This is a genomic window from Streptococcus anginosus subsp. whileyi MAS624 (assembly GCF_000478925.1).
Classification (GTDB): Bacteria; Bacillota; Bacilli; order Lactobacillales; family Streptococcaceae; genus Streptococcus; species Streptococcus whileyi.
Genome location: NZ_AP013072.1, coordinates 1,094,303 through 1,110,129 on the forward strand (window position 1 = coordinate 1,094,303; position 15,827 = coordinate 1,110,129).

Here is a 15,827-nt window from a genome sequence, read left to right on the forward strand (position 1 = left end):
AAAAAGTTAGGAATTCCTAACTTTTTTAATACTTTTATAACAAATCATCATTATTTCTATCTTTTCCAAAAGAAAACTAGAGATTTTGATAATTTTTGATAGCTTGTAGCGCTCGTTTTGCTATTTTTTCATAGCGTTCTTTTTTGTCTCGAATACGTGGACCGTCCAACTCCTTGATAATTCCAAAATTGACATTCATTGGCTGGAAATGTTTGCTATCAGCATGCGTGATATAATGAGGTAAGCTTCCAATAGCAGTTGTTTCTGGAAAGACCAGGGCTTCTTCTCCATTGAAAAGTCTGGCTGCATTGATACCGGCTACCAGCCCGGACGCGGCAGATTCTACATACCCTTCTACACCGGTCATCTGACCTGCAAAAAAGATATTCTCTTGTTTTTTAGACTGGAACGTCTGTGTCAGGAGATTTGGTGAATCCATGTAAGAATTGCGATGCATAACTCCATAGCGGACAAATTCTGCATTTTCCAATCCCGGAATCATCCGAAAAACGCGCTTCTGTTCTCCCCATTTTAGGTGTGTTTGGAAACCAACAATATTATAAAGGCTTCCAGCTGCATTGTCTTGACGAAGCTGAACGACTGCATAGGGTGTCTTAAATTCACCGTCACGAGGTCCTTTATAGTCATCTGGGTATTCCAAACCAACTGGCTTCATAGGACCGTAGAGCATGGTTTTTATTCCTCTTTTTGCCATCACCTCAATCGGCATACAGCCTTCAAAGTATTTTTCTTTTTCAAAGCTATTTAACGGTGCTTCCTCGGCATTTACCAAAGCGTCATGAAAAGCCATAAACTCATTCTTAGTCATAGGAGCATTGAGATAACCAGCCTCTCCCTTGTCATAGCGAGATTTGAGGTAAACTTTCTCCATGTCAATTGTATTGACATCTACAATCGGTGCTGCTGCATCATAAAAGTAAAATCCAGCTCCACCATTTAGCGCGTGAATCTTTTCAGCAAGTGTATCACTTGTCAAAGGTCCCGTCGCAATAACAGTAATCGTATCATCAGGAATTTTGGTGATTTCCTCACGAATAACTTCGATTAAAGGATGGTTTGTCACCTCATCAGTCACCATTTGTGAAAAACCGTCACGGTCAACTGCTAACGCTCCTCCGGCCGGTACACGCGTAGCTTCTGCTGCTCGCATAATGATGGAATCCAAACGGCGCATTTCTTCTTTTAAGAGACCGACTGCATTCGTTAGCGAATCCCCCCGTAGAGAATTCGAGCAGACTAGCTCTGCAAAATCACTAGTCTTATGTTGCGGAGTAGATTTCACTCCTCGCATTTCATACAGTTTAACAGGAATACCACGTTTAGCAATCTGATAAGCTGCTTCACTGCCAGCTAGACCAGCTCCGATGACATTGATGTAAGATTGAGACATGAAATGAATACCTCTTTGGGAAGAGATTCCCACAAATCTTTCTAATTATTCTTAACCATTATAACAGAAAAAGCCCCTACTGACGAGTGAGACTTTCTAGAACGCAAATACACTAACTTATTAGTATCCATCCTCAAACATTGGTGTAAAGAATATAATGATTGGTCATGTATCTATTTCTTTAACATTTTTTCCAGATAAGCAATTTTAACAAAATCCTTATCATTATTTTGGTCATTTCGATAGGAATCTTGCGAAGATGCTGTGTAAATCTTAAGATATTGTTCAGCATCAGGAAGAAAATAAATTACGTAAACATCTTTAACTTATTTTACTTTTTCTTCTTCGTAATCCCCATTGCTGCAGACAACTTGCTTGCCTCCACCACGAACTTTCTTTTCTACAAGATACTGACCGCATTTCGGACAAGAGCGACCAATCGGTTTATCCCAAGAAGTAAAGTCACAATCTGGGTAGCGATTGCAGCCATAGAAAAGGCGATTGCGTTTGGTTTTGCGCTCAATGATTTGCCCTTTGTGACACTTAGGACACTCTACACCGATTTCTTTGACAATCGCTTGAGTATGACGACAGTCAGGAAAATTGCTACATGCATAGAATTTACCATAGCGGCCCAATTTGATAACCATAGGACTTCCACAGACTTCACAGTCAAATCCAGCAGGTTCATCTTTGATTTGAATTTTTTCCATTTCAGTTTCTGCTTTTGCAACTTCTTTTTCAAATGGCTTATAAAATTCATCAATGACCTTTTGCCATTGCTCTTTTCCTACTTCGACATCATCTAGCTTAGCTTCCATATCAGCGGTAAACTTCACATTGACAATATCTGGGAAAAATTCAACAATCAGAGAGTTCACGATTTCTCCCAGTTCAGTTGGCTCAAAGCGCTTAGAAACTAATTTGACATAGTAGCGTTTTTGAATAGTTTCGATTGTTGGTGCATAAGTTGATGGACGTCCGACACCATTTTCTTCCAATGTCTTAATCAAGGTCGCTTCAGAGTAACGAGCAGGTGGTTGTGTGAAATGCTGTTCAGGATTGGTATTGACCCGTTTCACTATGTCACCCTTTTCCATATCAGGCAACATTTTATTCTTATCAGAATCATTGTAAATAGCTAGATAACCGTCAAATTTAACTTGACTACCATTTGCAGCAAATTGAACACCGTTTTGCTCCAACTTCACACTCATAGTGTCAAATACTGCTGCAGTCATTTGACTAGCCACAAAACGATTCCAAATCAGCGTGTATAGTTTTAATTGATCTTTATCTAGATATTTCGCGATATTTTCAGGTGTGTTGAACACACTTGACGGACGAATCGCTTCATGGGCGTCTTGTGCGCCAGAAGCATTTCGAACTCTACTACCGTGTTTAGAATATTTCTCACCAAAACGATCTGTAATAAAGGTTGCAGCTTCGTTTTGAGCCACTGGACTAATACGAGTGGAATCTGTACGCATATAGGTAATCAAACCTTGCACACCAGATCCGATATTAATTCCTTCATAAAGTTGCTGAGCAACCATCATGGTCTTACGAGTTCGGAAATTAATTTTATTGGCAGCGTCCTGCTGCATAGATGATGTGGTATAAGGCAGCGGAGCATTGCGCTTGCGTTCCTTTTTCTCAACGCTTTCGACAGTAAATTCATCGCCTTCAATATGAGAAAGAACGTTTTTTACATCATCGTTGGTAGCAAGCTTCATCTTCTTGCCATTCATGCCATAAAAGCTGGCTTGAAATTGACGAGTTCCTTTTTTGAAAGTTCCGTCAATCGTCCAATACTCTTCCGGCTTAAAAGCATTGATTTCATTTTCACGGTCAATGATGAGTTTCAAGGCAACAGATTGCACACGTCCAGCTGACAATCCCTTTTTGACTTTTTTCCAGAGAATTGGAGAGATAGAGTACCCCACAATACGGTCAAGGACACGACGCGCTTGTTGAGCATCTACCAAATCCATGTCAATCTGGCGCGGTTCTTTAAAAGCATTTTTTACTGCATCTTTCGTGATTTCGTTGAAAACAACACGATTTTTATCTGTCTCGTCCAGATTTAGAATATGTGCCAAATGCCAAGAAATGGCTTCTCCTTCACGGTCTGGGTCACTCGCAAGATAGACTTGCTTTGCTTTTTTAGCTTCTTTTTTCAAATCATTGATAAGAGGCCCTTTTCCGCGAATATTGATATATTCTGGCTCATAGTTGTTTTCAAAATCGATGGACATGGTAGACTTTTTCAAATCGCGAATATGCCCAACACTGGCTAAAACTTTGTAGTTCCTCCCTAAATATTTTTCAATTGTTTTTGCTTTAGCTGGCGACTCTACAATCACCAGATTTTTTTTCATTGCTGTTTTTTTCTTTGTTTTTGTTACCAATGTAAACACCTTCTAAAAGTAATAAACCTCATAGAGTTTAAACTATTTTTTTTAAGATGTCAACTAGTAACATTCTCTTATAGGAGAACTTGTTTTAAAATTGGAATTCAGAAAGTACGTCAGCGCCTGATGTGACACACTTTGCACCCTCTTGAATCAAATGATGACAGCCATCACTTCTGCCGTCTAAAATTGACCCTGGAATAGCAAACACATCTCGTCCTTCTTCCATTGCGCGCTCACAAGTAATTAAACTTCCTGAGCGCATTTTGGCTTCAGCAACAATAACCCCTCTGCACAATCCTGCTATAATCCGATTACGCTCTGGAAAATGAAATTTTAATGGCTCTGCTTCAGAACCATATTCACTAAGTACTAGATGATGTTCTCCCAAATACGATTGGAGTTTTTTATTCGCTCTTGGATAAAAAACGTCTAGACCCGTTCCGATAACTGCAATTGTTCGACCACCATTTTGCAATGCTGCCATGTGAGCCGAGGTATCAATTCCGCGTGCTAAACCACTCACGATAACCAATTCATTGTTTAGCTCTTTAACAATCTTTTGAACGGATTGACTACCTACTCGGCTACTATTCCGACTTCCCACAACGGCTACTTTCGGTAATTTCAATAAATCTAAGTTTCCTTTGTAGAAAAGAAGAACGGGTGGATTGTAAATTTCGCTCAAATCCCAAGGATACACATCATCCAAGATAGAAAAAGACGGAAATTTTTCAAATTCTTGACGTAATAAATCATCATCTAGCTGCAGATATTTTTCAATGAAAAGAGCAGGATTGCGGCATTCTGAAACAACTGCCATATCTTTTACCGATAATTCTTTTTCTTGTATCTCAGCATACGAGAGAACATTGATGACCTGCTGATTGGTCAAGCCAGCTTCTTTTAATTTATAAATATCAAAATTATCCATTTTATCATTCCTTTTACTTTTTAATTACACTTCACTTATATTATTCGTAAAAGGAATTAAAAAAACGAGAATTTCTCGCTTTTCACATTTTATCTAATTCTTTAATAATTCGAGCCGGGTTTCCAGCCAAAACAACATTATCACCATAAGATTTGGTAACAACCGAGCCTGCTCCAACGACGACATTGTCTCCCAATGTTACTCCAGGCAAAATCGTTACACCGCCACCCGCCCAGAAATTATTGCCAATGGTAATTGGTGCACCGTACTCTACGCCTGATATGCGCTCTTGTGCATCTAAAGGATGAAGAGGAGTCAGAAGTTGACAATTTGATCCAAACAATGCATTTTTTCCAATAGTAATTGGACAAACATCAAGCATGGTCAAATTCCAATTAGAATAGAAATTTTCTCCTAAATGAATGTTGATACCATAATCGCAGACAAAGTTTGGTTTCATCGAAATGTTCTCACCAGTTGAGCCGAACCATTCTTTTACGGGTTTACTTCTTTTTTACCGTCCTGTTCTGCATTAAATGCGTATTGAAATTGACGAGAACGTGTTACCAATTTTCGTAATTCGGAATCCTGCGGATTGTATAATTCTCCTGCAATCATTTTTTCATATTCAGTTTTCATTGACGTTCCTTTTCATTCTTGATAAGTGAATGGTTAGATACATTTGTTCATCATCAGACGTCTGATAATTTCGCGTCTGCTTGAGATATTGGGTAATCTTTGTTGCCGTTTCATAAGCTGATGGATACTTAATTTTCAGTAAATCAAACATATCGTTGTCATCTAACTCCTGATGTCCGGTGTCCGTTAAAACACGTTCGCAAAAAAATTTCAGATGCGTAATAAAGCGTTGAACATAAATATCCTCGTCATCTAATGAGATCTCTAAGCTGTATTTGACGATTGTCATGATTTCTTCCATTAGTTGCGTCAAATCTTGAGCGGCTACATTTCCGCTATCTAATTCAGCATTGACAATGGTCAAAGCCATAAAGCCTGCTTCATCCAAAGGTAACTCTTGTCCTAAATAGTCACCCAACAATTGATTGGCATACTTGCCAACTTCAAATTCGTCAGGAAAAAATCGCTTAATGTCCCACATGAGGAAATTTTTCATAAAGAAATGATCTTGGATACGTAAAATCACACCATACAAGGTGATCAGCCATTGCTAAAAAAGCACCATCTTGCAATTTTTTATTTATTTTTGCATGTGCGTAAGTGATAATTTTATCAGCCATTTCTATGATGTCAGCAGGTAATTCTAACAATAATTCACGCTTGTTTTCTGACAAAACATATTTTTTCTCAATCAGATTATCCCGACTATCATCTCCTGCTTTACATCCAAAATCCAGTCCACGTCCCATCAACACTACTTCTTGGTGGTTTTCTTCAGAAATGACCACATTATTATTTAAAACTTTAGTAATAATCATCTCTTGTCCTCGACTTCTTCAAGCATGGATTTAATTGGTTCAAAGGTTGTCCGATGAATAGGAGTGATTCCCTTTCGTTTCAATCCTTCTAAATGATACTGGGTTCCATAACCAACATTGTGTGCAAAGTCATAACCTGGATAAGTTAGCTCATAATTTGTCATCATGCGATCTCTAGTTACCTTGGCTACGATCGAAGCGGCCGCAATAGACAGTGAATTGGCATCTCCTTTGATGATAGACAGTTGCGGTATTGGAACATCTAACTGCATAGCATCAATCAAGAGATGTTGCGGAGCAACTTCAAGATTTCCCACCGCCTCTAGCATAGCTAATTTCGTCGCTTCATAGATATTCACTTCATCAATAACTTGATTATCCTTGATACCAATACCAACTGCAATTGCTTGTTTGAGCACTTCTTGATAGATTTCTTCGTGCTTTTTCTTGGGAACTTTCTTGCTATCGTTGAGACCTTTGATTTTACAGTTTTTAGGTAAAATAACTGCCGCTGCCACAACAGGACCTGCTAAGGTACCACGCCCAACCTCATCAATCCCAGCGATATATTGGCAACCAGTAGCATAAAGCTCCTTTTCATATCGTAACATTTGCTCCAAACGACGGTCTTCGTCCAATTCAGCTTGGATTTGTTTTTTACGCTTCATAATGAGCTTGTGGACACCAACCCGACTATCATCTCGAAATTGCTCAAAAACAGGACTCTCTATGTCTGTTATTTCAGATAAGATTTCTTGAATCTCTTTAATTGTTGCCATGTATCTCACCTAAAGTATCCAAAGTATAACGTCCCAATTTACCGTCACGAATGTCTTTGATAAAAAGACGATAAAAACGATCATAATCATCTCGAAAGCCCAATTTTTGTGTCATATCCATAATGATTTCCGGTGCTTCTTCTTCCAAGTCCATTTGCTTGAACCGTTCTTGAAGTTCCTTTGGATAATGTTCTTTGAAATAATTGATTCCAAAAATAGTAACCTCATCCATTGGAAGCAAATCGTCTTTAATCGCTCCTGTTAAAGCGAGTTTCAAAGCAACTTTTTCATCTTCAAACTTAGGCCAGAGAATCCCTGGAGTATCTAAAATTTCCAAGTTCCTATTAGATTTGAGCCACTGCTGCCCTTTGGTAACACCTGGTTTATTTCCAGTCACAGCAATTTTTTTTCCAGCTAAACGATTCATCAGTGTGGATTTTCCGGCATTAGGAATCCCGATAATCATGGTTCGCAATGTTTCAATTTGGATCCCACGTTCTTTTTGCCGAGCAATTTTTTCTTTCATCAATGACTTAGCTGCTTCTGTGACTTTTTTAACAGTTGATTGTTCTTTAGAATTGATTGCCAAGGTCTTGATACCTTGACTTTCAAAATATCTTCGCCACTCTTTCGTCAGATCAGAATCAGCTAAATCCCCCTTATTTAAAATAAGAAGCTTGGGTTTCTCTCCCACGATTTTAGTTAGCATAGGATTTTGACTAGATAATGGCAAACGCGCATCTACTAAAATTGTCACAAAATCCACAAATTTGATATTTTCTTGTACTTGTCTACGAGCCTTGGACATGTGTCCCGGAAACCATTGAATTGTTGCCATGAAAACCTCTTTCTTACAGTAATCTAACATCTTCATTATATCAGAATTTTAAATAATCCGCATTGATAAGTAGAGCAATAAAAAAGCCTTTCAAAAATAAAAGGCAATTTTAAAATTTTAATGATATAAAACAGGTTTTCTATCTTGCTTATCGGTAAATGGAAGTCTTGGTTCGCGAATCCGTTTTACATAGTCAACAATTTCTTTCCCTTCGTTGTCAAATTCTACAACAGCAAAAAATTGATCATGGTAAAAGAAAAATTTATAATGGTTTTCAAATGCTGCCTTGAGCCATTTTTCTTTTGCAATAATGGAACGCATGGGGTAATCATCTACAGCAGCGACCCATACAGGCTTGCGATGCGCGTGAGTTAAAAGCAAGTCCGCCATATGAATCATGGTTTCATTTCCTTGTTTCAACAAAATGATACTATGACCATTGCTATGACCACCAGTATGAACCATTTGAATTTCCGGTATGACATTTAAGTATTCCGTAAATGTCTCCACTTGATGTTGAATAGGTTCCCAATTTTCTCTGAGATAAGTCCCTTTAGTCCGATTATTTGGGTTCATCATCTCGTACCATTCAATATCATTTACAAAAATCTTAGCATTGGGAAAAGTTGAAACCAATTGATGATTTTCATTTAATTTTGTCAATCCACCAGAGTGATCGTGATGCATGTGAGTCATCAACACATAAGAAATATCTTCAGGAGTCAAACCTAAAAGTTCCAAGCTCTCTTCAATTCTGCTTTCAGATAAAATCCCTAAATTTCGTCTTTGTTTATCAGATAGTTTCGCAGTGTTAAAACTTGCATCAATTAAATAATTTTTATTTTTGTATTGAATCAATATTGGATCGGTTAATTCAACCATCATATTTTCTTCAGTTGTTGGATAATAGCGTGACCAAACAACTTTTGGTACAGAACCAAATAAAGTGCCTGCATGTGTCATTTTGTCAACTCCACGTAACCAAATTAATTTCATGTCTCCAAATTGATACTCTTGTAGAGCGAGTTCTGTCATTTCTTACTCCTTTAGCCACCTTTCGGCAATTTCTCTTCTGATAGAATTTCCAGATCTTCCATAGTTTTCAATAGTTTCTGCATCCTTTAAATAACGTTTGATATTAACCTTGTCGAATTTTTGTAAAGGACCAATTAGTCGAAGGATTTCATCGGATATCTCAATGGCAACTTTCGTCGTGTACAGTTTTATTCGAGAAACAAATTTTGCATCTTCTTCAATTTGACTAGGATAAGAATCAAAATAAGCTTCTGCAGAGCATAATTTATTGTATAAATCAGCAAATTTATTTTGATGAATTTCCACATCAATCAAACGCTTTCCAAATCCTCTCTTCACCTTTGCAAATTCAATACCTTTATTGAAAGCCCCCTCAGCAACACCTAATGCAATGGCACTTAAGCCAAGTTGCATATTTTTAATGATGTTCGCAAATTGGACATCCCCAGCTAATTCGTCTCCCAATAAGGCGTTTTCCGAAAGCAAGACATTTTTCAGCGTGACTGAACTCAAAGGAAGACCTATCAAGCCCGGTTTTTCAATCTGTTCACCAATTAGCACATCCGAATCTTTTGGATCAACAATAAAAAGTCCGTACTTCTCCACCTTACCTTGTTCTTTTACTTTTGCCAAAACCAATAGTATATCTGCAACGCTGCTATTGGAAATCATCGCCTTTTTCCCTGAAAGACACCATCCCTGCTGAGTCTTTGTTGCATACGTTTCAAGATCTTCTAGCCCCTTTAGATGTTTATACTCGCAAAATCCTAATCCTCCTATGTACTGACCTTTTAGTAACTTTTCAAGATATAATTCCTTTTGCTCTGCTGTCCCAAAATTCAAAATAGAATAAATTCCATAGCAACCTTGTGTTAATAAAATGGCTGAAAGAGCAGCAAATTCATTAGCAATTTTTCGGATAAATGTGATGAAATCAGAACTTAAGGTGTGATTCTCTTCAGATAAAATGGGCAAAAATATATCCATTTCGTTCGTCAACTCATCCCATATTTCCTTTGGAAAATAAGTTGATTCATCATGTGATTTTACATAGTTTTTGATTGCTGTATTCGTATATGAATCAATCATAGCTGCTATAGTGCTAATTTTTGACATCGATTTGCTCCTTTGTTAGGTATCAAGGCTCGAAATAGGCTGATAGTAACCTTTCAAAAGTTCTTCATAAACGTATGCTTCAACTTCATTATAATTTGCTTTATACGACCTACAGAACCAGATATTAAATGGAATCGGATCTTTAAAACGAACAGCTTTAAACTTATTTTTATCCACAAAATATTCTACTGGACGAGGTAAAATAGCAATCATATCATTCTTATACGTAGACTCTGTTAAAAAATCCCATGCTGATGATAAATATGTAAAATTTGTCTCTATCTTTTTATTTTTTAATTTTTCAGCTACTAATTCATAAGTAGTAAATGATTTATTAAATGTTGCTAAATCATAAGCAGCGATGTCTTTCCATTCAAGAAATTCTTTATCTGCTAAAGGATGATTTTTATCCATATAAGCTGCATATTCATCGGCTTGTATAATATATTGCTCGTACTTTTTAGCATCTAAATTAGTCGGCTCAATCAATAAAACAAAATTTAAATCACCTTCAAGAAATTTTTGGCGTAAATCCTTACTGCCTCCCTCTACGACTTGAATATTAATGTGCGGATTATCCTTGAAAAATTTAGGAAGAGCACTGGCAAAATAAACACGTAAAATCAGAGAAGGAATGCCTAAATTAATAGTTCCTTTTTGTTTTTGCGCTTCCATATGAATCATGGATTGCATTTCTTCATGACGATTGACAATTTCCGTAGCAAAACGATAAATTTTCCCACCAGCTTCTGTCAGACTTTCTAATCTTCCATTTCTACTATTAAAAAGCTGCAGTCCTTCAGTCGCTTCAAAATTTGTGACAAATTGACTCAAAGCAGATTGACTAATATGAATTTTTTTAGCAGCAATCGAAAGATTACATCCACATTCGACGATATTGATAAAGTAAGTCATTTGAATAATATCCATGTTCATCGTCTCCTATCTTTCAATATTTGTAATATAATTTGTCAGGAATAAAATAGCAACTGATCTTTTTAATATAGATGATTAGTTGCTAATAGGTTGATTAAAAACTTATCATCGATAAAGTTCGTTATAAGCATATAGTCACACACTTTATGGCAAACAGTAGTTCTATTTGCTTGATAATTTAACTAGATAGACATTGTTTTTAAGTCATCTGACACGATTACTTCTCCTTCTGTCTTTTCAAGAACTTCTTCCAAAGAGACACGGGGTGCTAATTCTTTTAGCAGGAATTTACCATCTTGAAAGCCGAATACCGCTAGTTCTGTGATGACTAAATCCAAAACTCCTTTAGCTGATAGAGGCAATGTGCACTCTTTCAGCAGTTTTGACTGTCCATCAACAGTAGTATGTTGGATAGCAGCGATAACCCTTTTAGCACCAACTAGAAGATCCATAGCACCTCCCATTCCTGGAGCAAACTTGTCTGGGATAATCCAATTTGCAATACTGCCATCTTGGCTGACTTCTAACGCTCCTAAAACTGTAGCATCAACGTGGCCTCCACGAATAATGGCAAACGACGTTTGAAGGTCAAATAAAGATGCTCCCGGTAAAAGAGTAATGGGGGCTCCACCAGAGTTGGCCAGATTCGCATTGTAGTTTTCTTTTGTTGGTGTCTCACCAAAACGAAGAGCACCATTTTCTGCTTGAAGGATAACATTCACGCCTTCAGGAATGTAATCAGCAGAAGCGTTCGGAATCCCAAAACCAAGGTTGATCACATCTCCATCTTTAAATTCAAGAGCTACACGTCTTGCAATAATTTCTTTTGATTTCATATTAATTTACCCCTGCCAATTTTTTAGTCTCTATCCAGAGGTCGCCCATCATTTTATGATGTTCTTTAGAAGTCAAGCTTTTAACAACATAGTCTACAAGAATTCCGGGAATATATACATCGTTAGGATCAATTTCCCCAACTTCAACAATTTCATTGGCTTCAACAATCACTGTATCAGCTGCAAGAGCCAGCTGCAATGAAATATTTTTAGTTGTCCCATCAATGTATAAATTGCCATATTTATCTGACTTGGTAGCCTTAATTAAAGCAACATCAATTTTCAAAGGGTCATAAACAAGATATTCTCTGCCGTTGCGAGCTACTTTTTCATAATCTTTTTCCAAAATAGTCCCAACGCCAGTCGGAGTCAAAACAGCTCCCAAACCAGCACCCGCAGCATGAAGTCGTTCAACCACGGTTCCCATTGGTGTGAATTCAACTTCCATATCGCCACTAAAATATTCATGTTGTACGGCAGCGGAAGTTCCCACATGAGCTGCGATATATTTCTTAACTTGGTGATTTTCACACAAGCGACCAACGCCAATCTCTTTACCCGGTTGTGAGGTAACAACAGATACTATTGTTAAGTTCTGTTGATTTTGTCGAACCAATTCTTCAATGAGTTCAAACGGCTCACCCACTCCAAGAAAACCTGAAATACCTACAATATCTTCAGATTTAATGTTAGAAATTGCTTCTGATAATGTTACAATTTGCATACCAATATCTCCACTTATTACTTACGATTAAAAACCACCTTGCGTTTTTCTACAAAAGCACGCATCCCTTCTACTTTGTCCTCTGTAGAGAACAACAATGCTTCAGCTTCCGTTTCAAGTCTGATAGCATTTTTAAGTGGAAGTTCCGAACCAACTTGAATGACATGCTTAGCTTTTTCTACTGCTAACGGTGCATTCTTTATCATGGCTGCAGCTAATTCTTCAGCTGAGCTTAATAGTTCTTCGGCGGAAACCAGCCTGTTAAGAATTCCCAGTTCGTAGGCTTCTTGACCTTTCACTGTACGAGCAGTGAAAATCAATTCTTTCGTACGGCTTGTTCCAATCAAACGAGACATACGTTGAGTACCAGCGAATCCCGGAATAATGCCCAAGCCAACTTCTGGAAAGCCAACAACTGTCTTTTCAAATCCAATACGGATATCTGTCGAAAGTGCTAATTCCATTCCTCCTCCAAGTGCATACCCATTGAGCACTGCAATTGTTGGTTGACGTAAGTCAGAAAGTCGAGTAAAAGTATTGTTTGCAAATGTCATATATTCAAAAGCTTGAATTGGCGACATCACGTCCATTTCTTTAATATCAGCTCCAGCTACAAATGCCTTTTCTCCTGCCCCTGTTACAATCACAACACGGATTTCTTCACTTTGTTCAACTTGATCAAGAACATCATTTAGATCAGTTAATACTTGAGAACTCAAAGCATTTAATGCTTCAGGACGATTGATCGTAATGTAGCCAATGCTGTTTTTTACTTCTAGTAAAACAGTTTTACTCATTTTAATGCTCCTACTTATAAAATTTGAATTATTAAGTATAATGTCAACAAATACTTGAACCCAAAATGTAAGAGCTTACAATGCTATGATATCTCATTTTTCTACTCTCGTCTACTTAATCTTAATTTATAACTCTATAAGTTAAACTTATAGAGTTATAAAAAATACTAAGACTTTTTGATTTTCAAAAGATAAATTGCAAGAATAAGTGCAACATTTACTCGTACTCATCCACTAGAGCTTCACAAGCAGTTCTGTAAGCTAAACATTTTCGTGGTCGGTGATTGATATCATATAAGGCCTTGTTCAAAGCCTCATCAGAGATAGCGGCTAAATCTGTTTTCTTTGGAAAATATTCTCTTAGTAAGCCATTGGCGTTTTCATTGCTTCCTCTCTGCCAGGATGAATAGGCGTCCGCAAAGAAAAAGGAAATTCCTAAATTCTCTACCAGAGGATAGCAGGCAAACTCTTTTCCCCTATCTGAAGTGAAGGTTTTAAGAGCCTCTTTTGGAAATAGCTTATAAAGTTGTTCGATGGCTGAAAACATGGATTTGGCTGTTCTGTCTGGTATCTTGAAAGCTAAGTAAAAGCGCGTTTTTCGCTCCAGAAAGGTCGCTAAACAGCCCTTGCTTTTGCCTCTGGAAGACACCACAGTATCGAGCTCCCAGTGACCAAAGGTCTCACGATTCCTGACCTCTTTAGGACGTTTGGCAATCGATGTGCCAATCCTAAATCTTCCACGTGTTTCTTTAGGTTGTCGAGTTTTTCCTTTACGACGAAGGACACTCAAATCCAGAGCAATCAAACCAGCATAGAGCCAGTTATAGATTGTTTTAAAAGCTACCATCGGCCTTTGTTCAAGCTGATAGCGGCCACAAATCTGTTCAGGCGACCAGGAGGATTTTAAACCGTCCTCAATTTCCTTTTTCAACGTTGGTGTCAAACGAGACTTCCGACCTTTTTGCTTAGCCCTGTGGTCATACTGTTCCTGTGCTAGGGCTGCGGAGTAACCATTTTGGCATCGTCTTAACTCTCTTGAAATGGTAGACTTATGGACGCCAAGTTTACTTGCAATTTGGCAAGGTTTCAAACCTAATTCCAAGTAGGTTTCTATCTTTATTCGGTCGGTTATGGTAAGATGGAAGTAGCTCATAGTTTTTCCTCGGGATTCTGTTTGTGTGGTTACTTACAGTTTACACCAATGAAACGCTATGAGTTTTTTTGTTGCACTATATTTTACAATTTATCAAAATAAAAAAAATTCTACTAAGAATCATTTAAGATAAACGTCTTAGATAGAATTTGTTTTACAGAGTAAAAAATCAAATGGTAAATTAAATTTAGTAGGTAATTATTTTTAACGTTCTACAATAACTGCTGTGCCCATTCCTCCTCCGATACAAAGAGTTGCAAGACCACGTTTAGCATCGCGTTTTTCCATTTCATGCAACAAAGTAACCAGAATACGGCAGCCTGATGCTCCAATTGGATGACCAAGTGCAATGGCACCACCGTTTACGTTTACTTTTTCCGGATCAAGATTTAACTCCTTACCAACAGCACATGCTTGCGATGCAAATGCTTCATTGGATTCAATCAAATCGAGATCTTCAGTTGTAAAGCCACCCTTTTCAAGTGCTTTACGAGAAGCATAAATTGGTCCGCAACCCATGATTTTCGGATCTAATCCTGCACTTGCATAGGATTTTATGGTTGCTAAAACAGGAATGCCTAGCTCTTTCGCTTTTTCTGAACTCATGACAACAACTGCTGCCGCTCCATCGTTGATACCAGAAGCATTACCAGCTGTGACCGTTCCGCCTTCTTTAAAGACAGGGCGTAATTTAGCCAAACCTTCTAGTGAGGCATCTTTTCTTGGAAATTCATCCGTATCAAAAACAATTGGCTCACATTTTCTCTGTGGAATAATCACTGGAACGATTTCTTCTTTGAAACGTCCAGCTTCAATAGCTGCCACAGCACGTTGTTGTGACTGAACAGCAAAAGCATCTTGGACTTCACGAGAAATATCATACTGTGCAGCAACATTTTCAGCTGTGATTCCCATGTGGAAATCATTAAAGGCGTCAGTCAGACCGTCGCGCAACATAGTATCAACAACTTTAGAGTCTCCCATACGAGAGCCCCAACGTTGATTTTGCAGCACATATGGTGCTTGGCTCATATTTTCTGCACCACCCGCTACGATGATATCAGCATCTCCACAAAGGATAGCTTGTGCAGCCAACTGAACAGTTTTAAGCCCTGAACCACATACTTTATTGACTGTGAATGCTGGAGAAGATACAGGGATACCTGCATTGACACTCATTTGGCGTGCCACATTCTGACCAAGTCCTGCCCCTAAAACATTTCCCATAATCACTTCATCAACTTGTTCAGCCTTCAAATTTGCTCGTTCCAGCGCGCTTTTGATAACCAAACTTCCCAAATCAACAGCTGAAATATTTTTCAAACTTCCACCAAAAGAACCTAATGGTGTACGAACTGCTGATACAATAACTGCTTCTTTCATTTCTTGCTCCTTAC

13 protein-coding genes and 3 pseudogenes are annotated in these 15,827 nt (G+C 37.9%); all 16 read right to left on the reverse strand.

The genetic code is table 11. The annotated features are described in order from the left end of the window. Nucleotides 1-76 precede the first annotated feature (76 nt). Nucleotides 77-1,411, reverse strand: a complete 1,335-nt coding sequence (gene trmFO, locus ANG_RS05540; protein ID WP_003034472.1) for a methylenetetrahydrofolate--tRNA-(uracil(54)-C(5))-methyltransferase (FADH(2)-oxidizing) TrmFO — start codon at nt 1,409-1,411, stop codon at nt 77-79. A 173-nt stretch (nt 1,412-1,584) separates the two neighbouring features. Beyond that, nucleotides 1,585-1,722, reverse strand: a pseudogene (locus tag ANG_RS10925) (phosphoribosylanthranilate isomerase); the annotation flags it as partial. A 15-nt stretch (nt 1,723-1,737) separates the two neighbouring features. After that, nucleotides 1,738-3,831: a type I DNA topoisomerase gene (gene topA / locus ANG_RS05545; protein ID WP_100207875.1), complete on the reverse strand. Its 2,094-nt coding sequence runs from the start codon at nt 3,829-3,831 to the stop codon at nt 1,738-1,740. Nucleotides 3,832-3,916: 85 nt separating this feature from the next. Beyond that, nucleotides 3,917-4,759: a DNA-processing protein DprA gene (dprA, locus tag ANG_RS05550; protein ID WP_003034514.1), complete on the reverse strand. Its 843-nt coding sequence runs from the start codon at nt 4,757-4,759 to the stop codon at nt 3,917-3,919. A gap of 82 nt (nt 4,760-4,841) precedes the next feature. Beyond that, a pseudogene (locus ANG_RS05555) lies at nt 4,842-5,398 on the reverse strand (sugar O-acetyltransferase). Continuing rightward, nucleotides 5,388-6,216 (reverse strand): annotated as a pseudogene (locus tag ANG_RS05560) (PRD domain-containing protein). Before ANG_RS05560 ends, ANG_RS05555 begins: the two co-directional pseudogenes overlap by 11 nt. Beyond that, entirely contained in the window at nt 6,213-6,995 is a 783-nt protein-coding gene (locus ANG_RS05565) for a ribonuclease HII (RefSeq protein WP_025271777.1), read from the reverse strand. The pseudogene ANG_RS05560 and the gene ANG_RS05565 overlap by 4 nt, the downstream one beginning before the upstream one ends. Next, complete coding sequence (gene ylqF / locus ANG_RS05570) at nt 6,982-7,833, reverse strand: ribosome biogenesis GTPase YlqF (protein ID WP_003034464.1); 852 nt, start codon at nt 7,831-7,833, stop codon at nt 6,982-6,984. The genes ANG_RS05565 and ylqF overlap by 14 nt, the downstream gene beginning before the upstream one ends. Nucleotides 7,834-7,950: 117 nt before the next feature. Continuing rightward, nucleotides 7,951-8,868 (reverse strand): MBL fold metallo-hydrolase, encoded by a 918-nt coding sequence (locus tag ANG_RS05575; protein ID WP_025271778.1) that lies wholly within the window; start codon nt 8,866-8,868, stop codon nt 7,951-7,953. 3 nt (nt 8,869-8,871) lie between these two features. Continuing rightward, on the reverse strand, nt 8,872-9,984 hold the full coding sequence (locus ANG_RS05580) for an acyl-CoA dehydrogenase family protein (protein WP_003034535.1): 1,113 nt from the start codon (nt 9,982-9,984) through the stop codon (nt 8,872-8,874). Between the two features lie 15 nt (nt 9,985-9,999). Further along, complete coding sequence (locus ANG_RS05585) at nt 10,000-10,914, reverse strand: LysR family transcriptional regulator (protein WP_003034382.1); 915 nt, start codon at nt 10,912-10,914, stop codon at nt 10,000-10,002. 188 nt (nt 10,915-11,102) lie between these two features. Continuing rightward, complete coding sequence (locus tag ANG_RS05590) at nt 11,103-11,756, reverse strand: 3-oxoacid CoA-transferase subunit B (RefSeq protein ID WP_003034416.1); 654 nt, start codon at nt 11,754-11,756, stop codon at nt 11,103-11,105. A 1-nt stretch (nt 11,757) separates the two neighbouring features. After that, nucleotides 11,758-12,480 (reverse strand): CoA transferase subunit A, encoded by a 723-nt coding sequence (locus ANG_RS05595; protein ID WP_003024444.1) that lies wholly within the window; start codon nt 12,478-12,480, stop codon nt 11,758-11,760. Between the two features lie 17 nt (nt 12,481-12,497). Continuing rightward, nucleotides 12,498-13,277 (reverse strand): enoyl-CoA hydratase/isomerase family protein, encoded by a 780-nt coding sequence (locus tag ANG_RS05600; RefSeq protein WP_003034460.1) that lies wholly within the window; start codon nt 13,275-13,277, stop codon nt 12,498-12,500. 217 nt (nt 13,278-13,494) lie between these two features. After that, nucleotides 13,495-14,430 carry an IS30 family transposase gene (locus ANG_RS05605; protein ID WP_020999450.1) on the reverse strand — a complete coding sequence of 312 codons (936 nt, stop codon included), beginning with the start codon at nt 14,428-14,430 and terminating at the stop codon, nt 13,495-13,497. Nucleotides 14,431-14,634: 204 nt separating this feature from the next. Beyond that, complete coding sequence (locus tag ANG_RS05610) at nt 14,635-15,813, reverse strand: acetyl-CoA C-acetyltransferase (protein WP_003036837.1); 1,179 nt, start codon at nt 15,811-15,813, stop codon at nt 14,635-14,637. Nucleotides 15,814-15,827: the final 14 nt, after the last annotated feature.